The sequence below is a fragment of the Amycolatopsis sp. NPDC005003 genome, assembly GCF_053600695.1.
Map to the genome: position 1 here is coordinate 14,314 of NZ_JBSGAI010000033.1, position 25,111 is coordinate 39,424.

General features: G+C 73.9%; 24 protein-coding genes. 15 read left to right on the plus strand and 9 right to left on the minus strand.

Features of this window, described 5'->3' with window-relative positions; genetic code table 11:
* Positions 1–58: 58 nt before the first annotated feature.
* From ACWED2_RS32165 to ACWED2_RS32200, 8 genes are all read right to left on the minus strand, one after another.
* A complete protein-coding gene (locus tag ACWED2_RS32165; protein WP_449694260.1) occupies positions 59–265 on the minus strand; it encodes a hypothetical protein in 207 nt (68 codons plus the stop codon).
* 29 nt (positions 266–294) lie between these two features.
* On the minus strand, positions 295–3,132 hold the full coding sequence (locus tag ACWED2_RS32170; protein ID WP_449694261.1) for a type 2 lanthipeptide synthetase LanM family protein: 2,838 nt from the start codon (positions 3,130–3,132) through the stop codon (positions 295–297).
* Between the two features lie 128 nt (positions 3,133–3,260).
* Positions 3,261–3,956 carry a 4'-phosphopantetheinyl transferase family protein gene (locus tag ACWED2_RS32175; RefSeq protein ID WP_449694262.1) on the minus strand — a complete coding sequence of 232 codons (696 nt, stop codon included), beginning with the start codon at positions 3,954–3,956 and terminating at the stop codon, positions 3,261–3,263.
* On the minus strand, positions 3,953–7,120 hold the full coding sequence (locus ACWED2_RS32180) for a S41 family peptidase (protein WP_449694263.1): 3,168 nt from the start codon (positions 7,118–7,120) through the stop codon (positions 3,953–3,955). The genes ACWED2_RS32175 and ACWED2_RS32180 overlap by 4 nt, the downstream gene beginning before the upstream one ends.
* The gene (locus ACWED2_RS32185; RefSeq protein WP_449694264.1) at positions 7,117–7,698 is read right to left on the minus strand and encodes a GNAT family N-acetyltransferase; all 582 of its coding nucleotides are present in this window, start codon (positions 7,696–7,698) and stop codon (positions 7,117–7,119) included. The genes ACWED2_RS32180 and ACWED2_RS32185 overlap by 4 nt, the downstream gene beginning before the upstream one ends.
* A complete protein-coding gene (locus ACWED2_RS32190; protein ID WP_449694265.1) occupies positions 7,686–8,132 on the minus strand; it encodes a hypothetical protein in 447 nt (148 codons plus the stop codon). Before ACWED2_RS32190 ends, ACWED2_RS32185 begins: the two co-directional genes overlap by 13 nt.
* The gene (locus ACWED2_RS32195) at positions 8,125–8,571 is read right to left on the minus strand and encodes a GNAT family N-acetyltransferase (RefSeq protein ID WP_449694266.1); all 447 of its coding nucleotides are present in this window, start codon (positions 8,569–8,571) and stop codon (positions 8,125–8,127) included. Before ACWED2_RS32195 ends, ACWED2_RS32190 begins: the two co-directional genes overlap by 8 nt.
* Positions 8,568–9,098 (minus strand): hypothetical protein, encoded by a 531-nt coding sequence (locus ACWED2_RS32200; protein ID WP_449694267.1) that lies wholly within the window; start codon positions 9,096–9,098, stop codon positions 8,568–8,570. The genes ACWED2_RS32195 and ACWED2_RS32200 overlap by 4 nt, the downstream gene beginning before the upstream one ends.
* Positions 9,099–9,694: 596 nt before the next feature.
* Here ACWED2_RS32200 and ACWED2_RS32205 point away from each other — a divergent pair.
* Genes ACWED2_RS32205 through acpS form a run of 11 tightly spaced genes read left to right on the plus strand, consistent with a single transcriptional unit; the run spans position 9,695 to position 20,118 of the window.
* Positions 9,695–11,269, plus strand: a complete 1,575-nt coding sequence (locus tag ACWED2_RS32205; RefSeq protein ID WP_449694268.1) for a condensation domain-containing protein — start codon at positions 9,695–9,697, stop codon at positions 11,267–11,269.
* Between the two features lie 20 nt (positions 11,270–11,289).
* Positions 11,290–12,249: a 3-oxoacyl-[acyl-carrier-protein] synthase III C-terminal domain-containing protein gene (locus ACWED2_RS32210; protein WP_449694269.1), complete on the plus strand. Its 960-nt coding sequence runs from the start codon at positions 11,290–11,292 to the stop codon at positions 12,247–12,249.
* Positions 12,246–13,589 carry a preATP grasp domain-containing protein gene (locus tag ACWED2_RS32215; RefSeq protein ID WP_449694270.1) on the plus strand — a complete coding sequence of 448 codons (1,344 nt, stop codon included), beginning with the start codon at positions 12,246–12,248 and terminating at the stop codon, positions 13,587–13,589. The genes ACWED2_RS32210 and ACWED2_RS32215 overlap by 4 nt, the downstream gene beginning before the upstream one ends.
* Positions 13,586–14,884 (plus strand): type III PLP-dependent enzyme, encoded by a 1,299-nt coding sequence (locus tag ACWED2_RS32220; RefSeq protein ID WP_449694271.1) that lies wholly within the window; start codon positions 13,586–13,588, stop codon positions 14,882–14,884. The genes ACWED2_RS32215 and ACWED2_RS32220 overlap by 4 nt, the downstream gene beginning before the upstream one ends.
* Positions 14,881–15,147 (plus strand): acyl carrier protein, encoded by a 267-nt coding sequence (locus ACWED2_RS32225; protein WP_449694272.1) that lies wholly within the window; start codon positions 14,881–14,883, stop codon positions 15,145–15,147. The genes ACWED2_RS32220 and ACWED2_RS32225 overlap by 4 nt, the downstream gene beginning before the upstream one ends.
* Positions 15,148–15,150: 3 nt before the next feature.
* Positions 15,151–16,014 (plus strand): hypothetical protein, encoded by an 864-nt coding sequence (locus tag ACWED2_RS32230; RefSeq protein WP_449694273.1) that lies wholly within the window; start codon positions 15,151–15,153, stop codon positions 16,012–16,014.
* Positions 16,014–16,961 carry a 3-oxoacyl-[acyl-carrier-protein] synthase III C-terminal domain-containing protein gene (locus ACWED2_RS32235; protein WP_449694274.1) on the plus strand — a complete coding sequence of 316 codons (948 nt, stop codon included), beginning with the start codon at positions 16,014–16,016 and terminating at the stop codon, positions 16,959–16,961. Before ACWED2_RS32230 ends, ACWED2_RS32235 begins: the two co-directional genes overlap by 1 nt.
* A complete protein-coding gene (locus ACWED2_RS32240) occupies positions 16,958–17,566 on the plus strand; it encodes an acyl-CoA dehydrogenase family protein (protein WP_449694275.1) in 609 nt (202 codons plus the stop codon). Before ACWED2_RS32235 ends, ACWED2_RS32240 begins: the two co-directional genes overlap by 4 nt.
* On the plus strand, positions 17,563–18,702 hold the full coding sequence (locus ACWED2_RS32245) for an acyl-CoA dehydrogenase family protein (protein WP_449694276.1): 1,140 nt from the start codon (positions 17,563–17,565) through the stop codon (positions 18,700–18,702). Before ACWED2_RS32240 ends, ACWED2_RS32245 begins: the two co-directional genes overlap by 4 nt.
* On the plus strand, positions 18,695–19,459 hold the full coding sequence (locus tag ACWED2_RS32250; RefSeq protein ID WP_449694277.1) for a hypothetical protein: 765 nt from the start codon (positions 18,695–18,697) through the stop codon (positions 19,457–19,459). Before ACWED2_RS32245 ends, ACWED2_RS32250 begins: the two co-directional genes overlap by 8 nt.
* Positions 19,456–20,118 carry a holo-ACP synthase gene (gene acpS, locus ACWED2_RS32255; protein ID WP_449694278.1) on the plus strand — a complete coding sequence of 221 codons (663 nt, stop codon included), beginning with the start codon at positions 19,456–19,458 and terminating at the stop codon, positions 20,116–20,118. Before ACWED2_RS32250 ends, acpS begins: the two co-directional genes overlap by 4 nt.
* Positions 20,119–20,460: 342 nt before the next feature.
* On the opposite strand, the gene ACWED2_RS32260 is transcribed toward acpS, so the two are convergent.
* Positions 20,461–21,444: a hypothetical protein gene (locus tag ACWED2_RS32260; RefSeq protein WP_449694279.1), complete on the minus strand. Its 984-nt coding sequence runs from the start codon at positions 21,442–21,444 to the stop codon at positions 20,461–20,463.
* A 180-nt stretch (positions 21,445–21,624) separates the two neighbouring features.
* Here ACWED2_RS32260 and ACWED2_RS32265 point away from each other — a divergent pair, with 180 nt between their 5' ends.
* The 4 genes from ACWED2_RS32265 (at position 21,625) to ACWED2_RS32280 (ending at position 25,092) form a co-directional block, all read left to right on the plus strand.
* On the plus strand, positions 21,625–21,894 hold the full coding sequence (locus tag ACWED2_RS32265; RefSeq protein WP_004559815.1) for a phosphopantetheine-binding protein: 270 nt from the start codon (positions 21,625–21,627) through the stop codon (positions 21,892–21,894).
* Positions 21,887–23,419, plus strand: coding sequence for an acyl-CoA ligase (AMP-forming), exosortase A system-associated (locus ACWED2_RS32270; RefSeq protein ID WP_449694280.1), 1,533 nt, complete (start codon positions 21,887–21,889; stop codon positions 23,417–23,419). Before ACWED2_RS32265 ends, ACWED2_RS32270 begins: the two co-directional genes overlap by 8 nt.
* An 88-nt stretch (positions 23,420–23,507) precedes the next feature.
* Positions 23,508–24,347 carry an ABC transporter ATP-binding protein gene (locus ACWED2_RS32275; RefSeq protein WP_449694281.1) on the plus strand — a complete coding sequence of 280 codons (840 nt, stop codon included), beginning with the start codon at positions 23,508–23,510 and terminating at the stop codon, positions 24,345–24,347.
* Positions 24,331–25,092, plus strand: coding sequence for an ABC transporter permease (locus ACWED2_RS32280; protein WP_449694282.1), 762 nt, complete (start codon positions 24,331–24,333; stop codon positions 25,090–25,092). Before ACWED2_RS32275 ends, ACWED2_RS32280 begins: the two co-directional genes overlap by 17 nt.
* Positions 25,093–25,111 lie beyond the last annotated feature (19 nt).

Genomic DNA, 25,111 nt, shown 5'->3' on the forward strand with positions numbered 1-25,111 from the left:
CCACTGTTCGGACGGCAGGCTCGGGGTTATTGTCACGCTTTGTGCCGTCGCGAGTACGTCACGCGTGCGTGTGGTTGCTGACGACCGTGCTGATGTCCATCGTGACGACCGCCGCGCCGGCGACGCCGAGGGTCAGCCCGGCGAGAATCCCCGCCCGGACACCGATCTTCGTTCTGGCGGCGGGCGTGGCGTCGCCGAGCGGGCTGTCCGCCTCCGGGCGGGCGGGGGTCGCGTCGAATTCGCCGGTGTTGGTGTCGTTGCGCATCTGCACTCCCGTGGTGAGGTGTTTCCCGGTTATTTCGGAAGACGTCCCGAAGGTTCGAGCAGCAGAACCGACGGAACCTGTTCGGCAAAACCGGCCCGCAACAACCCGAAACCGATACCCCCGGTTCCGGTGAGCAGGCCCGGGCTCGCTACTCCGTGCGGAGTACCGCACTGGAGCCCGTGTCCTTCGATGGCGCCGACGAGGCGCGAAGTCGCCCTCCGCAAGGCGGAAACCGACGGTTCGTGGCCCTGCCCGGCGAGCACCACGAGTGCTTCGAGGGTGCCGAGTTCGCCGTGGCAGAGCGATTGGTCGGACGACGGCGGCCGGGCGGCCACCGCGGCCGAGAACGCGTCCGCCGCCCGCGCGGCGAACCCCGGTCCGGCGGCCGTGGCGAGCACCCGGCCGGCCAGGCCCGAGCACCAGCCCAGGTCGCCGTCCAGGGGGTCCGCCGTGGTCCGGCCGCCGCGCCCGAGAGCCCAGTCGACACCCGCGGCACCCCAGAGGAAGCCGGGGGCGGCGGGGCGCGGGGCGCCGGCGAGCCGCCGGGAGAGCGTGGCGGCCAGCGCGGCCGCTTCCGGCAGCCCGCTTTCCGCGTGCACGGCGTGCATGGCCGCGAGGGCGCCCGCGGTGCCCTCGCCGACGCCCACCGGCGCGGCCGCGTCGGCGGCGGCGGTCGCGGCGATCGCGGCGGGCAGGCAGGCGGCGAGGGTGCTGTCGCCGAGGAGGGAGGCCAATCGGGCCAAGGCGTAGCAGATCCCGCCGAGGCCGAAGAAGCCGCCGGAGCCGACTTCGCGCGCGAGCTCGGGGTGTTCGGCGAGGACCTCGACGAGCACCGGCAGCGTGCGCACGGCCTTCGCGGCGAGCTCGGAGTAGCGGGCGGTGCCGGTCAGCCGGCCCAGCTGGGCCAGGAAAAGGGCCGTGCCGCAGTAGCCCTCGGCGAGCCCGGCACCCATCGGCAGCACCAGCCAGTGGCGGCCGTCCAGGAGTTCCAGGCCGACCCAGTTGGCGCGCACGTCGTCGTGGGCGGCGCGGGCGACGAGGTCGTCGCCGATCGCGGAGGCCAGCGCGAGCAGGTGCTGGCTGTCGGGCACGACGGCGGCCACGGCGCCGGGCAGCGGCGCACCCGCGCCGTGGCGGACCACCGGGCGGCGGGTGGCGAGGGTGGCCTCCACGAACCACTCCTGCTCGCGCAGGTCTTCCGCGCACAGCTGGGCGATCTTCGCGCGAGCCTGGTCGAGGCCGCTCGCGGCCAGCAGGCCGGGCAGGACCACGCCGGTCCCGGTGGTGACGTCGACCGAGCCCGCGGCGGCGGTGAACACCGGCACGTCGCCGTCGCACAGCTCGGTGATCTCGTGCTGCACGAGCGCGGGCAGGTGGGCCTTCCCGTGGTCCTCGGCGAGCGAGGCGAACGCCTCGGGCCGGGCGGCACCGGCGGCGAGGTGCGCGGGGTGCGTCGAGTCGGTCAGCAGGGTGGCGTAGACCTGCGTCGGCCGCATCACCAGGCGGATCTCCTCGGCCGCGAACCCGTCGAGCGCACCGCCGAGCAGCTCGGTGCGGCGGTCGACCAGGGACTCGTAGGCGGCGCGGAAGCCGCTCAGCAGGCTCTGCCGGTACAGCCCGGCGTCGACCTCGGCCCCGTCGAGCACCGGCCGGTTCGCGCCGCCGGCGTAGGGGATCGGCCCGCGGGCGAGGCGCATGGCGTCGGTGCCGGCGCCGGTCCAGTGCGGCACCTCCCCGGGGCTCTGGTCGCCGTTGCCGCCGCCGAAGGCCGAGACGTCGAGCGCGCCGTGCTCGCCGAGCATCAGCGTGGGCAGCAGGGCGGTGCGCGCCACCGAGCGGTGCAGCGCGGCGGCGGCCGGGTCCGGCCCGTTGCGGGTGAGCGCGGTGAAGGCGGGGTGGAACAGGGTCTCGACGTCCACGAGCATCGGCTGGTCACCGCAGGCGATGAGGTTCTCGCAGTGCATGTCGGTGGCGTCGAGCGCGTAGAGGAGGGCCAGCAGCGCACCCTGGCGGCGGTAGAACAGTTCGACCCCGGCCTGGTCGGCGCACGGCCGCGCGGGCACGTACTCGGTCCAGCCGTAGCCGTCGCGGGCCAGCACGCCCACCGGGCGCGGCACGAGCCCGGGCCGTTCCTCGGCGAACCACCGCAGCAGCTCGCCCCACCGGGCGAGCAGCCCGAGCGGACGCGGCTTGTAGACGAGCTGCCGTCCGTCGGCGAAGCCGAGCACGGCCACCGCCCGGCCGCCGGAGTGCACGTCGCCGGCACCGAGGGTCAGCTCGCTCAGTTCGGCTTCGCTCCCCGCGAGCAGCCCGGCCCGCAGCGCGGCCCGGTCGGCGGCGAACCGCGTGAGCAGCTCGGCGACGGCGTCGGCGGTGCGCAGGCAGGTCTGGGCGAGCAGCCGGGCCAGCACCGGGTGGCGGCCCAGGACGTCGGTGAGGTACCCGCGGCCGCCGAGCAGGCGCAGGAAGTCGACGAAACGGTCGCGCCCGGTGGCGCCGCGCAGCAGGCCGGCCTTCTTCGCGGAGTGCAGTTCCAGCACGAAGGTGCGGGCCGCGAGGGCGGTGAGCTGCCCGCAGAGCCAGCTCTCGACACCGGGCCAGACCTGCTCGGCGGCGGGTTCGCGCCCGGCCAGCAGCTCGCGGGTGGCGGCGGCGAAGGGCAGCACGGCGTGCCGGAAGACGCGGTCGCCGTCGGCGTCGACGGGAGCGGGCCAGTCGCCCTCGGTGGGCAGGGCAGCGAGCACCTCGTCGGCGAGCAGCGCCCAGGCGGGCCGGTCGGTGCCGCCCTCGCCGGGAAGGCGAGCGGCGGTCCACCAGGCCGGTGCCTCGTGGGGGGCCTGCTCGGGGCGCTCTACTGTCTGGCTCACGCCGAAGAGATTCGCACTCGCGCAGTTGCGGGCGCATGGGTACTCGCTACCCAGATTGGGTGGCCTGCGCCGAGTGGAGGAAGGGTCATCGCCTCCCGATGATCACCGGTGCGTCGGGAAAGGCCAGGTCACGGCACTCCCGCGATGATCGGCGTGCCGAGCTCCGCCAGGTCCCGCCGGCGCACCGTCCGCACCGGCACGGTGGTGGCCAGAGCCGCGACATGGCCTCCGGGAACCGCGAAGGCGCGCAGGTGCACCGGCTCACGCGGCCACCCCGGCACGTCCGATCCGGCGACCGGCCCCCGCACGTCCACCCGAGCCGGCGCCGCCGCCAGCCCCAGCCCGGCCAGCTTCATCGCCGCCTCCTTGCGGGTCCACGCCGCCAGCAGCCGCCCGGCCCGCTCCGCCGGGGCCGCCGCCGAGAACTCCCGATGCTCCGAAGCCGACAAAACGACTCCCGCCAGCCCGGCCGGGTCGGCCGCCGTGGCCGGGTCTTCGATGTCCGCCCCGATCATGCCCGCCTCCGCCACCGCGAGCAGCAGCCAGCGCCCGGTGTGGGACACCGAAAACTCGGGCGCCCCGGCCAGCCGGGGCCGGCCGTGCGCGGGGTCGCCGCAGTGCGTGCACGTCCGGTCGATCTCCACCTCCCTCGGCGGAATGCCGAGCACTGCACCACCCCAAAGGCGTTGCACCGCCCGGGAAGTCACGAACACGTCCCCCGCCGCCAGCCGGGCCCGGCGAGCGCGCTCGGCGTCGTCGAGCAGGGAGACCCACTCCGGCCGGGGCCGGATCGGCACCAGCCAGACGTCGACGTGGCCGGTCATGGCGCCTGCGGCAGCAGCAGGGCCGCCCGCGGCGCGGGCAGCTCGTCCGACGGCGAGCCCAGCTCCGCCAGCAGGTGCCCGACGGCCGCGGCGAGCTGGTCGTCCTCGCCCGGCAAGAGCCGGTCCGGAGCGGGCACCACCGCGAGGTCGGGCTCGACGCCGTGGTTCTCCAGCGAGCCACCCGCGTCGCCGAACCGGTAGCGGAACTCCGGCTGGGTGGTGACCGTCCCGTCCACCAGCCGGTGCCGCGGCCAGGTCGCGATCACCCCGCCCCAGCTGCGCCTGCCGATCAGCGGGCCCAGCCCGAGCGCCCGGAAGACGTGGGCGAAGATCTCGCCGTCGGAGCCGGTGTGCTCGTTGAGCAGCGTCGCCATCGGGCCGCGCGGCGACTCCGTCGGGTACGGCGCCATCCCGCTCCAGCGGCCGTGCTCGGTGCCGGTGCGGCGGCGGGCGAGCCGGTCGAGCAGCAGCGGTGACACGTGCCCGCCGGTGTTGAACCGGACGTCCACGATCAGCCCGTCGCGGTCGAGCTCGGTCAGGAACCCGCGGACGAAGTCGGCGTAGCCGCTGCGCGTCATGTCCGGCACGTGCAGGTAGCCCAGCCGCTCGCCCGACACCGCCCGCACGTACGCGCGGTTGCCCTCCGCCCAGTCCAGGTACCTCGCCCGGGCTTCGCCAGCGGACGCCCGCACGACCACGCGGTGTTCGGCGCCGGCCCGTCGCACGGTCAGCTCCACCTCGCGGTCGGCCTGCCCGACCAGGAGCTCGCCGGGACCCGGCGGGCCCACCCGGCGGCCGTTGACCGCCACCACGGCGTCGCCCGCGCGGATGTCCGCGCCGAGCCGGGCGCACGGCGAACCGGCCTTCGGGTTCCACGGGTCGCCGCGCAGGATGCGCGCGATCCGCCACTGCGAGCCGTCGGGCGGGGTGTCCCAGTCGACGCCGAGGAAGCCCTGCGCCTCGTCCGGCCCGGCGCGGTACTCGCCGCCGCGCTCGAACGCGTGCGACGTGCCGAGCTCGCCGTGCAGCTCCCAGATCAGGTCCGACAGCTCCGCGCGGCACGACACCAGCTCCGCGAGCGGCGCGTACCGGTCGTACACCGCGTCCCAGTCGAGCCCGGACATCCGCGCGTCCCAATAGCCTTCGCGCTGCAGCCGCCACGCCTCGCGGAACATCTGCCGCCACTCCGCGGACGGGTCGAACGGGACCTTGACGCGCCCGAGGTCGACCCAGCCGGTGGCCGGGCCCGGCTCTTCGCCGTCGGGCGGGTCGCCGGCGGCGTCGGCGCGCAGCACCCGCAGCCGGCTGTCGGTGCGGTGCAGCACGACGTCACCCCGCACGTCGAGCTCGTCGACCGCGCCGAGGCAGCCCGCGGTGACCCGGCCGGTGCCGAGGTCCACCAGCGACACCGTGCCCTCGGCGCCGGAGCCCGGGTGCGCCGGGTCGGGCGCGGCGAGCGGCACCGAAAGCAGCAGCACCCGCCCGGGCAGGGCCCCGATGTCGCTGTAGCGGCCTTCGGGCACCGGGAACGCCGCCACCCGCCGGGAAATCCCGTCGAGGTCGATCTCCACGCGGCCGTCGCCGCGCGGGGCGGGCAGCGCCTGCCCGGGCACGGCGGACCGCGTCTCGAACGGCGAAGGATCGCCGGCCCGCAGCGTGATCAGGTACGGCCGGGAGCCGAACGGGAACCCGACGTCGAACTGCACCTGGTCCAGCTCGGGCGTGAGATCGCGCTGGCCGAGGAAGTACAGGTACCGCCCGGCCGGGTCGAACGCCGGGCGCGCGTCGCGCACCACCGGCTCGGTGACCCGGTGGGTGCGCCCGGACGCGGTGTCGGCGAGCTTGATCGACGACGTGCGCGGCGACTCGGGGAAGGTGTAGGCCAGCCACCGGCCGTCGGGCGACCACGCCAGGTCCTCGATGCGCTCGTGCCGGCTCGCGTCGAGCAGCCGGGGCCGGGGGAGCACGTCGGCGGTGTCCACGATCCACACGCGCTGGCGGCTGGTCGCGAAGGCGACGAGCCCGGACGCGGGGGAGGCGGTCAGCTCGGTGATGTGCCCGACGCCGCCCGCGACCAGCACCGAAGCGTCCTCGCCGCCCTCGGCGTCCAGCAGCACGATCCGCTCGTCCGGGCTCTCGTCGGCGGCCACGGCGACCAGCTGCCGCCCGCCGGCCAGCCAGCGCAGCAGCCGGTAGCGGACGCCGTCGGCGCTGCCGTGGCCGCGGACCGGCCCTGACCAGTGCTCGAAGGTGAACGCCTTGCCGCGGGCGGTCACCGCGAGCCGGGTGCCGTCGGGGGACAGGCGCGCGCCGTCGAGGTACTCGCCCGCGGGGGCGAACCGGCGGCCGCGCTGGGGTGCCGCGCCGCCGAGGTCCACCGCCACCGGCCGGGTGCCCCGGGCGTCGAGCAGGTGCAGCCGGGCGCCCGCGGTGTAGACGAGCCGGGTGCCGTCGGTGGTGAGCCCGCGCGCGTAGTGGTCGTGGTGGTCGGTGTGGCAGCGCAGGTCGGTGCCGTCGGGCAGGCACGAGTAGACGTTGCCGATGCCCTCGTGGTCGCTGATGAAGTGGACGCGGCCGCCGGCCCAGCAGGGGTCGGCGACGTTCCCGGGCAGCGCGACGAGCCGGGTGAACGGCCCGGATTCCTGCTCGGCGTACCACAGTTCGCCGGTGCCGCCGCCCCGGTAACGCTTCCACCGCGCGGGATCCGCGGTGTTGCGGCCGACGACGACCCCGCCATCGCCGAAGGCGATCGTGTCGGCCGGGCCGAGCCGCAGCGGCCGTGCCGGGCCACCGGACGAGGCCACCGAGAACAGGCGCGCGCCGAAGCCGGACGGCTGCTCGGCGTCGGTCGCGTAGAGCACTTCGCCGGTCTGCGGGTGCCAGCCGACGGTGACGCAGCGGCCTGCCTGGTACGTCAGCCGCCGCGGCCGGCCGCCCTCGGCCGGCATGACGTACACCTCGGCCGGGCCGTCGTAGGTGCCGACGAACGCGATTTCGGTGCCGTCCGGGGAAATCCGCGGCCGCCGGGCTTCGCCGGGGCCCGCGGTCAGGCGGTGCGCCCGGCCGCCGCCGGCCGGGACGGACCAGAGGTCGTCCTCGCACGCGAAGTACAGGGTGCCGCCGGAGATCGCGGGAGTGCGCAGATACCCGGCCCGCCCGGTCACGACCGGGCCTCGATGCGCTCGCGGATCCGCTCGGCCAGCTCGCGACGGCGGTCCTCGGCGGACGCCTGGTGCGCCCGGATGTCCTCGTCGGACAGGGTCCAGTAGCACGCCGTCCGCCACTCGCCGACGGTGTGGGAATCCCGCTCGCAGCGGACCTGGTGCTGGGCTTCGAGGGCTTCGGCGGACAGGAACATGGTGTTGTGCGTGTAGACCTGGTTGACGATCACGCGCATGTTGAGCTCGTCGCGCAGGTGCTTGTGCACCGCGTAGACGGCGAACGCGCCGAGCCCGCGGTCGCGCGGCAGCACGCCGAAGGACAGCTCGCAGCACTGCGCGCGCCAGTCGATCGAGGTGATCCACGCGAACCCCAGCACGCGGTCGTGCGCGCCGCAGATGGTGAAGATCCGCTTGGTGCGGTGCTCCTCGGCGATGGTGCGCAGCTGCCGGGCCTGCAGGCCGTCGTCGTCCGACCCGACCGCGAAGTCGGTGAGGTTGGCCGCGAAGCGTGCCTCGCGCAGCAGCTCGGTGCGCAGCGGGACGTCCTCTTCGGTGAAGTGCCGGACGGTCACGATCGGCATGGCTCCTCCTTCACCAGGACCAGCACGTCGTGGAACGCGTGGCCGGCGTAGTGGTGGCCGGGCAGCACGCCGCTGCGGGCGAACCCGGCTCCGAGAAAGGCGGCGGCGCCGTCGGTGCAGCCGGCGGGGACCAGCGCGACGAACGACGTCCGCCGCTGGTAGGCGGCGAGGTGCCCGAGCAGCGCGCGCACCGGTCCGGGCCCGGCGGACGTGCTCGAGACGTACGCCTGGCGCGGCTGCGCCCGGTTCGGCACGCAGCCGACCAGCGCGCCGCCCGCGGCGTACACCTGGGCTTCGCGGCGGGTGAGCTCCCGCACGAGCAGGGCGTCGTTCTGGGTCACCGGATCGGTGCCGAGGAACCCGCGCGCGGCGTCGCCCGCGCGGCGCAGACCCCGCGCCGCCTCGGCGGGCGAAAGCGGCCTCAAGTCAGTCATGGCGGATCGTCCCCCAGATCTCCCGTGCGGCGGGTGCGCCGTCGAACCAGGTGGCGGCCGGGACGACCGCCTCGCGCCGGAACCCGGCCGCGGCCAGCGCGTCGGTGGCGGGTGTGGTGACCCAGCCGTACAGGCGTCGCAGGTTCAGCCCGGTGAAGCCGTGCTCGACGGCGGCCCGCAGCAGGTCGTCCACTTCGGACAGTCTGTTATGGACACCGATTTCGACGCGGGCCCGGCGGTGCACCCAGTCGATGTCGGTGTAGCGGACGAAGGCGCCGTCGGTGACGCACAGCTCCTCGTCGTCCCCGGCGGGCGGGGGGACCTCGGTCGGCTCGGCGAGCGCGGGCCAGCCGTCGATCGGCAGCCCGAGCAGCTCCCCGGCGAGCCACGGCCCGCTCAGCAGCCCGCGGTCGGTGCCGCGGTATCCGCGCAGTTTCATGACTCCGCCCAAACCTGCGAGAAGAAGACCGTGCCGCGGCGACGGCCTTCGTGGGTGGTCACGCCGGCGAGCGTGCCCTCTTCGGTGAGTCCCGACGAGCGCGCGAAGGCGAGGCCCGCGGGGTCGAACTCGGGGAACCGGACCGACAGCCGCACCACCTCGTGGCGCCACCGCAGCGCCCGCACGATCTCGCGGTAGGCGGCGTGCCACCAGTGCGTGGGCGCGTCGGAGCGCAGGCGCAGGTGCAGGACGTAGTGGCAGCCGTGCTCGCTGCCCTCGTGCTCCAGCGCGTAGAGGCCGGTGGGCTCGCCGTCGGCGCAGAGCACGCGGGTGTCGTCGCCGAGGAGCCGGTCGATCTCCCACTCGGGCCGCGTGCCGGGCCGGTCGGTGCGGAAGAAGAAGCCGGGGTCGGCGAACAGCGCGAGCGCGGCGGTCCGGTCGGCGCCGGCGCAGGCGCGGGCCGACCAGTGCGGCAGCACGCGGTCCACCGGCCCGGCGGGTGGTGCGGCGGGCGCGATCGAGGTCATGGCCCCTCCCGGGCTGGTCGGTGCGGCGGAGCCGGCACGTGAACGGGCGGCCGCGGTACCGGCAGCTTTCCCGGGAAAGCTGCGGCCCCGGACCGAGGCGGGAGCCGCGGGAACGGCACCGGCCGGCGTGTGCCGGCGGCGGTGCCGCGCCCGCGGTGGCCGCGAGACCCGCACTTCCACCTGAAAGCGCGGGGTTCGGCGGGACGGCGGCGCGCAGTGCGCAGTACCCGGAGCGCCACCGTCCCGCCGGGGGGTCACGCCTCCTTGGACGCGACCTTCGAGGCCTCCTTGGACGCCTCCTTGGAGGCCTCCTTGCTGGCGACCTTCGACGCGACCTTGCTGGCGACCTTCGAGGCTTCCTTCGACATGAGTGCTCCTCATTCATTCGGTGGGATTCCCCCGCAGATCCGGTCCGCGATTTCCGGCGTCCCGGCGGGGCCAACCCAGATTCACCGACGAACCGTTGCGGGTCAAGGAAAACTCCGACCCGCGCGGTGTCATCTTCGTGCCACGGAGAACGTGCCACCGGCAGGGGCTAACCATTTCCGCCGCCACCACCCACCATCGGCGTACGACGATTCACGGTTGGAGGCCCCGTGGCCAAGAGCGCGAACCTCTGCTGGGGACAGCACCACCACCTGCTGCGGTACCTGCGGGTGCCGGCGCAGTCGCGGCACGAGGCACACATCAGCACCAGTTACCCGCTGCCCGCGGGCTGCACGGTCGCAGCCGTCCGCACCGCACTGACGCACCTGGTGCGCCGGCACGAAATCCTGCGCACCGTCTACGATCTGACCGGCACCGCCGCCGACGGGCACGCCTGGCCGCGCCAGCTCGTGCAGCCGCCGGCGCCGCAGCCGGTCGTCGAGGTGAGCACCGAGGACGCCGTGGACGTCATCGCGCGGCTCACCCGCACCCCGTTCGACCTGGCCCGCGAGTGGCCCCTGCGGGCCTGCGTGGTCACCACGGGCGGCCGGCTGGTGCGCCTGCACCTGGTCTTCAACCACCTGGCCTTCGACGACGTCGCCCTCGACCGCCTGGCCGCCGAGCTCGACGAGCTCCTGGCGGCGCGCACCGAGGGCCGGCCCGCGGTGCTGGACCCGGTCGAGCACCAGCCGGTGGACCTCGCCCGCTTCGAGGAGAGCCGCGCCGACGCCGATCTCGAACCCGCGCTGAGCCACTGGCGCGAGATCGTCCGGGAACTTCCCACGGACGTCTTCTCCACGCGCCGCAGGGCTTCGGAGGCCGCGCACAGCGCCTCCTACACCGTCCCGGCGCTGCTGTCGGCCGCCCGGGCGATCGCGGCGCGCGAGCACGTGTGGCCCTCGGCCGTGCACCTGGCCGCCTATGCCGTCACGCTCGCCGCGTACACCGGGGAAACGCTGGTGGCGCACCGGATGTACACGAGCCAGCGAGACGCCAGCGGCTTCGGCGGCGCGGTCACGTGCCTGTCCTACCCGACGCCGGTGCTCGCCGACCTCGGCGGCGATCCGCCGTTCTCGGCCGTGGTCCGGGCGTCCGCCACCCGCGTCAGCCAGGCGATGACGAACGCGCACGTGCCCTACGACCGCGTGTACGAGCTGGTCGCCGAGAAGGGCGTGCGCGTGGCCGCCGAACTGAACTTCCTCGACAACGCCCCACGCTCGTGCCGCACGAAACGCGACCGGTACGCGGTCAACGCCGCCCCCGCCGACTGGGCGCACGCCGGCTCCGACAGTTACCTGCGTATCTACGAATGGGCCGACGGCATCACCCTCGCCCTGCAGGCACTGGACGCGGTGATGGACGCCGGCGCCGTCGAACAGTTCCTGCGCGGCTACGCCCGGCTCGTCGAAGCCCACCGCGAGCCCGGCACCGACCTGCGCGTCAGCGAGGCCGCCGCGCTGATCGGCTTCACCCCGCCCGAGGCGACGCGCGCCGAACCCGCTGAACCCGAGCGGACCGGCACCGCGCCCGCCGAACGCGCTCTCACCGAGGTCGTCGCCGAGGTCAACGGCCTCGGCGACGTCGACCCGGCCCGCAGCTACCTCGGCGCGGGCGGGCGCGTGCTGCGCCTGCCCCGCGTGGTCGAAGCCCTGCACGAGCGCGGCTGGTCGGCCGGGCTCGTCCCGTTCACCACCGCCCGCCCCCTGTCCGCGCTCGCGCACGACCTCGTGCCGGCGCGCGGCTGATGCGCCGATCGGAGGAAACCATGTCCCTGCTCGAAGCACCCCGCCTGGAACGGGTGGCGTCGTTCGTGCCGGAGACGAGCCTGCCGGTCGCCGACCTGGCCGGCCCGCTCGGCCTCGACGCGACGCAGCTGCGCTTCTTCACCCGCTTCCTCGGCCTCGACCGCGTCGCCGTCGCCGACGGCCTCGAACTGGCCGACCTGCTGGCCGGCGCGGGGGAGCGCGTGCTGGCCGGAACCGACCGCGACTCGGTCCGGTTCCTGGTCCACGCCCACACCATGCAGCACGTCGCCGTCGCCACCCCCGGCCTCCTGGAAGACGTGCGGACAAGGCTGCGGCTGCACCGCGCGACCGCGTTCAGCCTGTCGCACCTCAACTGCGTGGTCGGCCTGCACGCCCTGCACGTGGCGCGGTCGCTGCTGGCCACCGCGGCGCCGGGCGACCGCGTGCTCGTGCTCACCGGCGACAAGGTGCTGATGCACGAGGCCCGGCTGATCCGCGACACCACCATCCAGGGCGACGGCGCCGCCGCGGTGCTGCTCGGCCCGGACCCGCGCGGCGACCGCGTCCTCGGGCGCGCGCTCACCGTGCTGGGCGAGTTCTACCGGGGCATCGACTGCGACGAAGCCTTGCAGCTGCAGTACAAGCACGTTTACCCGGACGCGCTCGCCCAGGTCATGCAGGACGCCCTCGACGACGCCCGGGTCGAGGCCGCGGACATCGCCGCCATCCTGCCGCACAACGTCAACAAGCTGTCCTGGAAACGCATCACCGGGGCGCTCGGCGTGCCGCGGGACCGCGTGTTCCTCGACAACGTCGGGAAGTACGCCCACTGCTACAGCTCCGACCCGTTCATCAACCTGGCGGCGGCGCGCGCGGACGGGCGGGTCGATCCGGGGGACCTCGTGCTGCTGGCTTCGGCCGGCCTCGGGGCGACCTTCGCGGCGGCCGTCGTCGAGATCGGAGAAGGGAACCAGGGATGAATTTCGTGGCACGGCTGAAGAAGGACCTCACCGGCGACGCCGGTGCGCGGTTCGTCTTCGTCAACAACTTCGAGGTGGAGCGCAGCTGGGCGGTGGGCGAGCCGAAACTGCCCGGCGCCGGCATCTCGTTCGCGGGGGCCACGGTCAACCGCATGGAGGAGATGGGCGCGCTGCTCGCCGGCGAGGGCGACCTCGTGGTGCTCAAGGCACCCATGGACGCCGCGTTCGCCGGGTACCTCGCCCGGATCGGCGCGGCCGACGGCACCACGCTGATCGCCGAGCACAACGACCCGGACGCGATGGTGACCGAGGACGCCCTCAACTCGCCGGAGCTGCTGTCCCGGCTGCGAGAGCTGGCCGACGGCAACACCTACCTGATGCCGCTGGGCATCTCGGCGTCGGAGGAGGCACTGGCCAAGGAGTCCGGGCTGCCGCTGGCCGGGTCGACCGCGCAGATCTGCAAAGCGGTCAACGGCAAGGTGTTCAGCCGCGGCCTGGTCGACTCGCTCGGCCTGCGCCAGGTGCCCGGCCGGGTGGTGCACACCGTCGGCGAACTGCGCGAGGCGCTCACCTCCCAGCTGGCGCTGGGCGGCCGGGTCGTGGTCAAGGAGTCGCTCGGCGTCTCCGGCCGCGGCATGGTCGTGGTCGAGGACGAGCGCGGCGCGAACCGCCTGCTGCGCCTGATCGAGCGCCGCGGCGCCGACGCGCCCGCGAACCTCGTCGTCGAGTCCTGGATCGAGCACGCCCAGGACCTCAACTACCAGTTCGTCGTCTCCCGCACCGGCGGAGTCCGGTTCGAGACGGTCAAGGCCGCCGTGCTCAAGAACGGCGTCCACCAGGGCCACCGCTTCCCGGTGGAGCTGCCGCCGGTCGCGGCCCGAGAACTGGCCGAAGCCGTCGAGAAGATCGGGCGGGCGCTGCACGGCGAAGGGTTCTTCGGGATGGTCGGCGTCGACGCGATGCTCGCCGCCGACGGCACGCTCTACCCGTGCCTGGAGATCAACGCCCGGTTCAACATGTCGACCTACCAGAGCCGGATCGCCGAGAAGTTCATCCCGGAGGGCTGGCACGCCATCGCGGCGACCTTCTCGCTGAAGCTGCAGCGCGAACACACCTTCGCCGAGGTCGAGACCGCACTCGGCGACCTGTTCTTCACCGGCGCCGGCGACACCGGCGTGCTGGTCAACAACTTCGCGACGCTCAACGCCGCGGCCACCGGCGAAGGCTCCTTCCACGGCCGTCTCTACGCGATCTGCGTCGGGGACTCGCCCGAGGAAGCCCTCGCCGTCCGGACCGAGGCCGAGCGCCGCCTCAGTGTCATGGCAGGGGAAAACGCATGACCGACATCGACTACCAGGACCTGGCCGCGCGCTTCGGCACGCCGCTGTACGTCTACGACGGCGACGTCCTGCACGCCACCATCACCGGCCTGCGGGCGGTGCTGCACCCGGCGATCGAGGTGTTCTACTCGCTCAAGGCGAACCCGAACATCAGCGTCTTCGCCGCCCTGCACCACGGCGGCGCGCGGGCCGAGGTTTCGTCCATTGTGGAACTGCAGACCGTGCTGAAGGCCGGCGCCCGGCCCGACGACATCATCTTCCTCGGCCCCGGCAAGAGCCAGGAGGAACTGCGGGCGTGCCTGGACACCGGCGTCTACGCCATCGTCTGCGAGTCCTTCGACGAGCTGGACGACATCGAACGGCTCGGCGCCGAGCTCGGCAAGCAGCAGCGGGTGCTGCTGCGGATCAATCCGACCTGCGCGATCAGCGGCTCCCGGCTCACCATGGGCGGCAAGCCCCGCCAGTTCGGCATCGACGAGGCCCAGGTCCTGTCCGCCGGGCCGCGGCTGGCGGAGTACCGCCACGCCGACGTCGCCGGCATCCAGGTCTACATGGGCACGCGCATCCTCGACGCCGACGTCATCGGCAAGAACACCCGCTACGCCCTCGACCTGGCCGAGCGGGTGGCCGCCGAGACCGGGATCCGGCTGGAAGCCGTCGACATCGGCGGCGGCCTGGGCGTGGCCTACTTCGAAGGCGAGGACGACCTCGAAGCCGCCGACGTCGCCGCCGAGATCAACCCCATGCTGGAGGCGTTCCACCGGGCGCACCCGGCGACGCGGCTGATCATGGAGTCCGGCCGGTTCCTGGCCGGGCGCGCCGGGGTCTACGTGCTCGGCGTCCGGTACGTCAAGGAGTCCATGGGGGAGCGGTTCGCGATCGCGGACGGCGGCACCCACCACCACATGGCGGCCGTCGGCATCGGCTCGTTCGTCAAGCGCAACTTCCCGGCCGTGCTGCTCACCCCGCGGGCCGCCGGCGAGGACACCGACGACACCGTCGAGCCGGGGCCCTGGACCGTCACCGGCCCGCTGTGCACGCCCAACGACACCCTGCTCAAGCAGGTGAAACTGCCCGACCTGCGCGCCGGCGACCTGGTCGGCGTCCTGAACTCCGGCGCCTACGGGCCGTCGGCCTCGCCCGGGCTGTTCCTCAGCCACGGGTTCCCCGCCGAGGTGCTCGTGCGCGGGGGAGCGGCCTACCTGGTCCGCGACCGCGACGAGCCCGCGGACCTGCTGCGCAAGCAGCACCTGCACCAGCCCTCCACCAACAGCACGGGAAGTGAGCCGAGATGAACCGCACCGAGATCGTCGCCCACCTGGAGATCGCCCTGTCCGCCGTGCTCAACAAGGAGATCGGCGGCATCACCCCGGAGCTGCGCCTGTTCGAGGACCTGGCGCTCGACTCCACCAGCGTCATCGAGCTGCTGATGAGCCTCGAGGACACGATCGGCCTCGAGATCGACCCGGACGAGCTGGGCCCGGAGGTCTTCCGCACGGTCGGCAGCCTGACCGATTACATCGAGTCGGCCTTCGCCAGGTCCGCCGCGGCGGTCTGAGCCATGTCCCTCCAAACACTCGCGCCCCCGGGCCGGGTTGCGGCACCCCCGCGCCCGGCCGGGGTGCACCTTTCCGGCGTGTCGCACCGGGTGTTCACCGAACGCGCCAAGCCGGTGTTCGGGATGCGCCCCGAGCTGGCGCGGCTCATGGTCGAGACCTTCGGCGCCGCGGCGGACCAGGAGGACTTCCTGGCCCGCACCGGCAACGGCTTCATCGAGATGACCGAGGCCCTCCTGGAAGACGTGGGCACGCCGCTGCCGCCGCTGGACGCGGTGGTGCTGGCGTACCACTCGCCGGATCTGTACCACTCGGAGGTCGCCGGCTGCTACCTCGCCGGGCGCCTGCCCGGGAACCCGGAACCGTGCTCGGTCGCGGCCCCGGGGCCGGGGGCGGCGTTCACGGCGTTGCGCCTGCTGGACGGCCTCTGCCGGATCGGCGAGGCGACCCGGGCGGCGCTGCTGGTGTACGACCAGAACGCCGTGCTGTGGGACAGCGGCCACCCGGCCACCCACCGGCCGGACGCGGCGGTGCTCCTGCAGGCCGGGGCGACCGGCGACGTCGCGGTGACGGAGCTGGAAGAGGTGCGGCTCGGCGGGACCGGGCCGCACTCGGCCACCCTCGCGCTGGCCGACGTGCTCTACCGGCACCCGGGAGTCCGGGTCCTGGCCGGAGCGGGCCTCGCCAAGCGGCTTGCGGGCACGCCGTACGCCGGGCGTGTCGAGGCGGTGCCGGACCTGTGGTGCACGGGCGTGTGGGCGGGTCTCGCGCGCCTCTGGCCGCTGGAGGAGCCGGTGCTGCTGGCGGACTTCGAGCCCGCGAGCGGCACGTTCTGCAGCTGCCTGCTGGTGCCGGGGAGGGAGCGCTGATGGACACGGGGCTGTCCCGGGTCGCCGTGCGGCTGCCCGGCCGCGTCGAGGCCGTCGACGACGTGCTCGTGCGGTCGGGCGCCACACCCCTGGAGCGGCGCATGTTCGGCCGCATCTACGGCCTGCGCGACAGCCCGGTGCTCGCGCCGGGCGAGCGGATGGCGGACCACCTGGCCGAGGCCGGGCGGGCCGCGCTCGGCGGCGGGACGGCGAGCCTGGTGCTCTACGGCCACACGCTGCTCATCGCCGAGCTGGACCTGTGCGGGGAGTTCCCGGACCGGCTGCGCGACGCCCTCGGCCTGCCGGGCGTGCCGTTCTTCGGGGTGTCGCACGTCAACTGCACGTCGGTGCTGCGCTCGGTCGAACTGGCCCGGCGTTACCTCGCCCGCCCGGGCGCGGCCCCGGACGACCGGGTGCTCGTGCTCGGCGGCGACCAGGGCAGCGCGAGCGACCGCGGCCGCTACATCCCGGGCACCACCGTCGCGGGCGACACCGCCGCGGCTCTCGTGGTCGGAAAAGGCCCGGCGCGCTACCGCTACCTCGGCGGCGCGAGCGCCCGCGACACCCGGTTCCACCGCAGCCTGCGGATGACCAAGGAGGAGTTCACGCTCTTCGGCAAGGTCTGCTGCGAGCAGGCGGTGGCGGTCGTCGGCGCCGCGGCGCGGGACGCCGGCCTCGCCCTGTCCGATGTGGACTGGGTGCTGCCGGACCTGTCCAACCGGATGTTCTGGCGCACCTTCAGCGGGCTCTCCGGCTTCCCGTTCGAGAAGATCCCGCTGGACCTGGTCGCCGAGCGCGGGCACAACTTCGGGGTCGACTCCCTGCTCGCCCTGCAGCACGCCGACGCGGCCGGACGGCTGCACCCCGGCGAGCGCTGCGCCCTGGTCTCCGTGGGCCAGGGCGCCTACTTCCAGTCGGTGATCGTCGAGGTCGTGGAGGAGAAGTGACCACCAGCCTGCTCGAATGCGAGCGGACCGCACGCAGGGCCGGCCTCGCCGCCGGTCTCGCCGCGGCCCTGCCCGCCATCCCGGCCGACCGGCTGGCCCCCGGCCGGTACGCGGCCGTGCCCGCCGCCGCCGTGCCCGAAGGCGCCGAAGTGCGCACGCACAGCCTGGCCGGCCGCGAGGACATCGTCTTCCTCGCCACCCCGGGCCGTCCCCGCGAAGAGCGGGACGCCTACGAGCTGGCCGACTTCGGCCGGCACCTGGCCGCCGTCCGGCTCGGGGTGCTGCGCTCGGTGCTCGACCACGTCGTCGACCACCTGTCGAACCGCACCAGTGGCGACGAACCGCTGATCCGCAAGCAGCTGATCGCCGGCGCGATCGGGGAAGTGATGGCCGCGGTGGAACGGCTGCGCGCCCAGGTGCGCTCGCAGCGGCACCCGGTCGCCGTCGCCGACGTCCACCGCGAGCTGGACGAGCTCGGCTGGCGGGTGGCCCAGCACCTCGGCGCCTCGGGCTTCCTGGCCACCTCACCCGCGCGGTCGCTCTACGTCTCGGCCCTGGTGGCCGGCACCTGGGTGGACCGGGAACCGGAAGGAGAACCGGCATGATCGAGCTGAGCGAACGCGTCCGCGCGGTCCGGGACCTGAGCCGGGAGGCAGCCGTCGACCTGCGGTCGCGGGCCCTGGCCATCGACGTCGACCCGGACGCGATGGAGGAGCACTACAACTCGCCCGTGTTCGAGATGGTGCGGCAGGCCGACACGCCGCCGCAGTACCGCGAATCGCTGCCGTCGACACCGCTGCTGCGCGCGATGGAGCGCGGCTCGTGCCTGGAGAACGTCGCCGGGCTGATCGAGCTGGCCCGCGGCGACGTCGGCGCGATCCTGGCCTGCCCGTCACCCGGCCTGGCCGGCGTGTTCGTCGAGCTGCTCGGCACGCCCGAGCAGCAGGAGTGGTTCTTCACCCGGATGCACGGCGGCCGCCGCTGGTCCTTCTTCGCGATGACCGAAGAGGGCCGCGGCAACGACGCGACGGCGATGGAGACCCGCTTCGACCGCGACGGCGACGGCTGGCGCCTCAACGGCGGCAAGTGCTACGTCGGCAACGCCGCCCGCGGCAGCGTCGGCGTGGTCTTCGGCCGCACCGGCCGCGGCGCGCTGTCGATCCGCGCGGCGCTGGTCGAGGTCCCGGCGCCGGGCTGGCAGGGCGAGAAGCTCGAGATGATCGGCCTGCGCGGCGCCTACATCAGCCGGCTGTCCTTTGCGGACGTCGCCATCCCGGCCGGCCGGATGCTGGGCGACCACCTCCCGGCGACGCGGCGGGGGATCTTCGCCGCCATCACGACGTTCAACCACATGCGGGTCCGGATCGCCGCGTCCGCCGTCGGGACGGCGCTGGCGATGGTGGAGTACGTGCTGGAGCACCGCAAGAACGCTCCCGGCGGCCAGCTCGCCCTCGCCCGCGCCGAAGCGGGCCGGGAGCTGGTGTACGAAGCGGCGGCGCGGATCGACGGCGATCCCGAGCGCGGCTACCTCTCCAGCGCCGCGAAGCTCGGCGCGATCGGCCTGGCGGTCGGCACGGCGCACTGGGCGTCGGCCGCACTCGGCCCGGCCGGTCTCATCGAGCACCCGCTGCTGGAGAAGTGGACGCGGGACGTGCACGCCTTCGAGTTCATGGAGGGCACCAGCAACATCCACCGCCTGCACGTGGCGCGCGGGTACCAGGCGGGAGACGCCGATGCCTGACCTCGGGATCGACACGATCGCCTTCGCCGCCGCCCGGCGCGAGGAGTACGTGCCGCTGTCGACGCTGCCCGGCGCCGCCGACCTGGTGCCCCCGGAGCGGCTGGCCGCCGCCGGAATCCCGTTGTCCCGCCTGATGGTCCGGATCCCGGAGGACGACGACGTCGACGTCGCCGCGCAGGTGCTGGCCGCCTTGGGGCCGCCGGCCGTGCCGCAGCCGCTGTTCTTCGTGCGGTCCGGCCCGCTGCGCGACCCGAACGTGGCCGCACTGGCCGGGCTGGTGCACCGCAGCGGCTGGGAGGGCGAGGACGTCGGCCTCTCGCACCTCGACGAGCTCGGCGGCACGGCCGTCTTCGGGCTCCTGGAATGGGCGGTCGAGACGGAGGCGACGGCGGTCATCTGCGACGAGCCGCTGTTCGCCGACGCGGCGGGCGGCCACCCGCGGTTCGCCGCGGTCGGCGTCCGGCTGCGCCGCGGGGTTTCCCCGCTGGCCGTTTCCGGCTGCGGGGAGGGAAGGCCGGCGTTGCCGGGCGACCACCGGTTCACCGGCCGCGGTCCGTGCGACGCGTGGCTGGCGTTCTGCGCGGCGCTGGCCGAGGGCGTGGTCGCCGACGGGGACCGCGTCCTGCTGCACACGCGCGGGCCCCTGCGTGAGGGCTGGTTGTCCCTGGTCGCGGTGGACGTCACGGCCTTGCGGCTGGTGTCCGCGGCCACTGTGGATCTGCTCGGCGGGAGCCTGCTCGGGGGGCGGAGTGGATGAGAATCGGCGTGGACCTCATGTCGATCCCGCGGTTCGCGGAGGTCGCGGCGCACCACCGGTACCGGACGCTGGTCTTCACGCCGGTGGAGCTGGAGCAGGCCGCCCGGATGGGTGCCGAACGGTCCCTGGAACGGCTGGCCGGGCGGTTTTCCGTCAAGGAGGCCACGTGCAAGATGCTGGGCCGTGGCTTCGGCCAGGGCCTGCGCTGGCGTGACATCGAGGTGACCAACGACGACTGGGGAGCGCCGTTGGTGACCCTGGGCGGCGGCGCGGCGGAGCTCGCGGAGGAAGCGGGCCTGGAGGAGATCGTGGTGACGTTGAGCCACCAGGTCGACCTGGTGGTCGCGGTCGCGGCGGCGGGCTGTGCCCGCCCGCCCCGCCCGTTCCGCCGCACGGCCACGCCCGCTCTCGCCGCTCCGGTCCCGGCTCGCTTCGACGAGCTGGCGGCGCTGGCCGCCGACCTGTTCTCGGTGCCCGCCACCGAGGTGGCCACCGCGGCGTCGTTCGCGGGCGATCTGGGGGTCACGTCGGTGGTGGTGATCGAGCTGCTCGCCCGGATCGAGCACCGGTACGGCATCCGCATCCCGGAGGCCGGCATCTACCGGATGACCGACCTGCGGCGGACCTACGGTGTGGTCGCCGAGGCGGCCGGGTGGTAGGGCGGGCAGAGAGAAGGGGCCTTCCGGATCCGGAAGGCCCCTTCTCGTGTGGAGGTTCGCGCCGCGGCAGGCTCGAGCGCACCGATGTGGCCACCTGGTGACTTGGCCCGCGATTACCCGCCACCCCGAAGCCTGATTGTGACTACGGCCGGCAGCACCGCGTCAAGGCGGGAAAGCGTGCCTTGACCCGGCGCCGCCGGCCGTGTTCTGGCTTCGGATCGGGGTTGCGGGGGGTGTGGGCGTCGTGTTGCGGGTGGTCGGTGGTCTTGGTCGGTGGGCCGGTTGTGTCCGGCGCTTTGGAGTCCACATTGGACCGCCGGAGGGCGCGGGGAACTGGGCGGCTCAGGCGAGGGTGAAGCGTGAAGCGGCCTGCACCCCGGCCTGGAACCGCGACACCGCATCCAGGTTCTGGAGCATCGCGGCGATGTGCCGCCGGCAGGTCCGCACCGACATCCCCAGCCGTCGGGCCACGACCTCGTCGGTCAGCCCCTGGGCCATCAGGCGCGCGATCGCCTGCTGCAGGTCGTGCGCGATCTGGCCGCTGTAGCCCTGGTCGTCGGCCGAGAACGGGGTTGCGCCGTCCCACAGCTGGTCGAACAACCCCAGGAGGAACCGCACCATGCCCTGGTCGCGCACCCGGCGGGCCGACAGGTCGGCGACGTCCAGCGTCACCGCCAGCGAGCGGTCGAAGACCACCGCCGCCTCCGGTACCCGGCTGAGCGTGCGGATCTGCGCGCCGCGGCCCGCGAGCTGCGTCAACCGGGCGCGGGCCGCGTAGCCCGCGCGGCTGCGGTGCGGGCACACCACCCGCACGCCGACGCCGTCGCCCAGGACCGAATAGCACGCGTCGAGCAGCTCGTCGACCAGGTCGTCGGCCGCCTCGCCCGGGTGCAGCACCACCAGCTCGTCGCGGCAGACCTCGGCCGCCAGCTTGACCAGGCCGCGGATCTCGGCGACGCCCTCCAGGCGGTCGAGCGCGCCCGAGACGCCGGCCGGGGCCCGCGTGATGCCGTCGATGCGCTCGCGCAGGCGGTCGGCCAGCTCGCGCCGCTCGTACATCGCGCGTTCCAGCGGTGTCACGACCAGCTCCGCGGCCGCCGAGGGTTCGCGAGGCACCCAGCCGTCGTCGGCGGGGCGCAGCAGGTGCAGCTCGACGAGCCGTGCGACGGCCGCCCGGACCGTGTCCGCCGGCAGGCCGAGGTGCGCCGCGGCGGTGGCCGCGGACGCGATCCGGCCGCAGCGGGCCGCATAGCGGTACAGCTCGGCTTCGGGGTCGGGCTCGGGCACGGAGAACGCCCCGAGCGGCGGGAGAGTGGCCGTCGACATCGTGCCTCCAAAGGTCTGGCTTCTACCCTTTCCACCGTCGCAGCCGGTCTTCTCGGGTCGCTCTCACCCCGCTCTCGCCCGGCGGTGGCGGAATGAGAGCGCGGTGATGGCCCGGTGATTCCGGCCGGTGGTGTCCTCGGGAGGACACGGTTGACCGCGAACGCGAAACAGGGTGACGCAATGCCTGACACACTCCCCATCCCGCCGGGGTTCCTCGAGATCCTGATCGCGCACCTGCCGTACGCGCTCGGGGACCGGATCGCCGAGGACGACGACCTCGCCGCGCTCGGGCTCGACTCGATGGGCGTCGTGCAGCTCGTCACCGACCTGGAGGAGACCTTCGGTTTCGAGCTGCCCGACGAGCTGCTCACCGAGGACACCTTCGCCACCGCGGGCAGCCTGTGGGCCGCCGTCGCGGAGTTCGTCGCCCCGGAGCCCGCCGATGTCTGAGGCGGCCGCCCCGGTGCGGCTCGACCAGCTCCTCACCCGCGGCGCGCCCGATGATCCGGCACTGACCTACAAGGACCGGACGCTGACCTACGCCGAGCTCGCGGACCAGGTCACCCGCGTCGCCCACGGCCTGCACCGGCTCGGCGTGCGCCGCGGCGACCGGGTGGCGGTGTATGCGGAGAAGCGCCTGGAAACCGTCGTGGCGCTGTTCGCCGCCGCGGCCGCCGGGGCGGTCCTGGTGCCGCTGAACCCGCTGTTCAAGGCCCGGCACATCGCCCACGTCGCCGCCGACTGCGCGCCGAAGGCGGTGCTCACGACCGCCGAGCGCCTGGCGACGGTCCGGGAGGCCGTGCCCGAGAGCACGCCGGTCGTGGTGTTCGGGCAGCCCGAGTGGGACGCGCTGACCGCGGCCGGGCCGAAAGCGGTGCCCGGCGCGGTGATCGACCAGGACCCGGCCGCGATCATGTACACCTCCGGCAGCACGGGCGGCCCCAAGGGCGTCGTGCTGTCCCACCGCAACCTGCTCGCCGGCGCCGCGAGCGTGGCGGAGTACCTCGGTCACACCCGCGACGACGTCGTGCTCGCCGCGCTGCCGCTGAGCTTCGACGCGGGCTTCAGCCAGCTCACCACCGCGTTCGCCGCCGGCGCGCACGTCGTGCTGGTGAACTACTTGCTGCCCAAGGAGATCGTGCGGCTCTGCGCCCGCCACGGCGTCACCGCGCTCACCTGCGTGCCGCCGTTGTGGCTGCAGCTGGTGACGCAGGAGTGGCCCGCGGAAGCGACCGCGCGGCTGCGCTACTTCGCCAACACCGGCGGCCGGATGCCGCGCGCCACGCTGACCCGGCTGCGCGAGATCTTCCCGAAGGCGCAACCGTTCCTGATGTACGGCCTCACCGAGGCGTTCCGCTCCACCTACCTCGACCCGGCCGAGGCGGACCGCCGTCCCGGCTCGATCGGCAAGGCCATCCCGAACGCCGAAGTCCTCGTGCTGCGCGCCGACGGCTCGCCCTGCCTGCCCGGCGAGCACGGCGAGCTCGTGCACCGCGGCGCGCTCGTGGCGCTCGGCTACTGGAACGACCCCGCGCGCACGGCGGAGCGCTTCCGCCCGGTGCCGGGCCCGGACGGCCTGGTGCGCCCGGAGATCGCCGTCTGGTCGGGCGACACCGTCTACCGCGACGAGGACGGGTTCCTGTACTTCGTCGGCCGCACCGACGACATGATCAAGACGTCCGGCTACCGCGTCAGCCCAGCCGAGGTCGAAGAGGCCGCGTACGCGACCGGCCTGGTGGGGGAGGCGGCCGCGTTCGGCGTCCCGGATCCCGTGCTGGGCCACCGGATCGTGCTGGCGGTGGCGCCGGAAGCCGACGCCGAGGCGGTTTCCCGCGCGCTGGCGAAGGAACTGCCCGCGTACATGCTGCCGCGGCGGATCGAGGTGCTGCCGAAGCTGCCCCGGTCGGTCAACGGCAAGTTCGACCGCGTCGCGCTGCGGGAATCGCTCAGTGCGGTGCCCGCCGGCACCGAATGACGGCAGTTTCCTGCCACCGCGGGAGTCCGCTTTTCCCGTGATCCCCGTGCGACAGTCCAAAGGCCGTGAACCGCAAGGAGCGATCCCCATGTTGCAAGCAATCGACCTCCGGAAACGCTACGACGAAGTGCAGGCCCTCGACGGCTTCAGCCTCGAGGTCGCCGCGGGCGAGATCGTCGGGCTGGTCGGCCACAACGGCGCCGGCAAGACGACCTTCGTCGAGATGGTGTCCGGGCTGCTGCGCCCGGACAGCGGAACCGTGCTCGTCGACGGCGAGTCGCCGACCCGCGCCCGCGACCGCATCGGCATCTCCCCGCAGCACATCGCGCTCTACCGCCCGCTGACCGTGCGCGAGCACCTGGAGCTGTACGGCCGCCTCGCCGGCCTGCGCCGGGCCGCGCTGCGCTCGGCCATCGACGACCTCACGGCCGCGCTGCGGCTGGAGGGCTTCCTGAACCGCACCTGCGGCCTGCTCTCGGGCGGCCAGCAGCGGCGGGCGCAGGCCGCGACGGCGCTGGTGCACCGGCCGGCGCTGCTGCTGCTCGACGAGCCGACCGCCGGTGCCGACCCCGAGACCCGTCAGGCGCTGCTCGACGTGGTCAAGCAACGAGCAGGCGAGGGAGCCGCAGTGGTCTACACCACCCACTACCTGACCGAACTGACCGACCTGCAGGCCACCCTCGCGGTGGCCGCCGAGGGCCGGGTGATCGCGCGCGGCGGCGCGGACGAGCTGCTGTCGGGCCTGCCCGGCGAGGTCCGCGTGCGCACCGCCGACGACGAGCTGACCGTCTCGACCACCGACCCGACCGGCACGCTGCTGGAGCTGCTGCCCACGGTGACGCGGCCGGTCGAGTCCGTCGAGCTGCGCCACCCCAGCCTGGACGATCTCTACCACTCCCTGGCGGTGACCGATGTCGACGCGCACTGACTCCCTGTCCCGGGCCGGCGCCCTCGTCCGCTACAACGCGATCCTGCGCCTGCGCGACCCCTCGCAGCTGATCAGCTACCTGATCACGCCGATGATCTTCATGGTGCTCTTCCAGCCGCTGTACGTGAAGGCGCTGGGCACCGGCGCGGTCGAGGCCGTCACCGGGCAGCTGGTGATGTTCTCCGTGTTCGCCATGGCGATCGTGGGCAACGCGATCTTCGTCGAACGCGAGTGGCGCACCTGGGACCGGCTGCGCGCCAGCCGGGCCGCCCGCGCGGAACTGCTGATCGGCAAGGCGGTTCCGGTGTTCGTCGTGCTGCTGATCCAGCAGGGCGTGCTCATCGTGTACGGCTGGCTCGTCGTCGGGATGCCGTTCCCGGTGTCGCCCGGCCTGGTCTTCGGCGCGATGTGCCTGTGGGGCTTCATGCTGCTGGCCATGGGCGCGGCACTGTCCACTGTGGTCCGCAGCCGTGGCGACCTGATCGTCGCGGTCGACCTCGGCGCGATCACCATCAGCTCGCTCGGCGGCTCGCTGCTGCCGGTGTCGCTGATGCCGTCGTGGGCGCAGGCGATCGCCCCCTTTTCCCCCGGTTACTGGGGGTTGTCGCTGATCCGCTCGGCCATGGCCGGCAACGCCGAGGCGATGCTGCGCCCGGCGTTGATCGTGCTCGGCATCGGGCTCGCGACCGGGGCGTTCGCCACCTACCGGCTAGCCCACGGCTGGGGCCGCAGCCACCTGCTCTGAACCTCCGGAGAAAGGACCT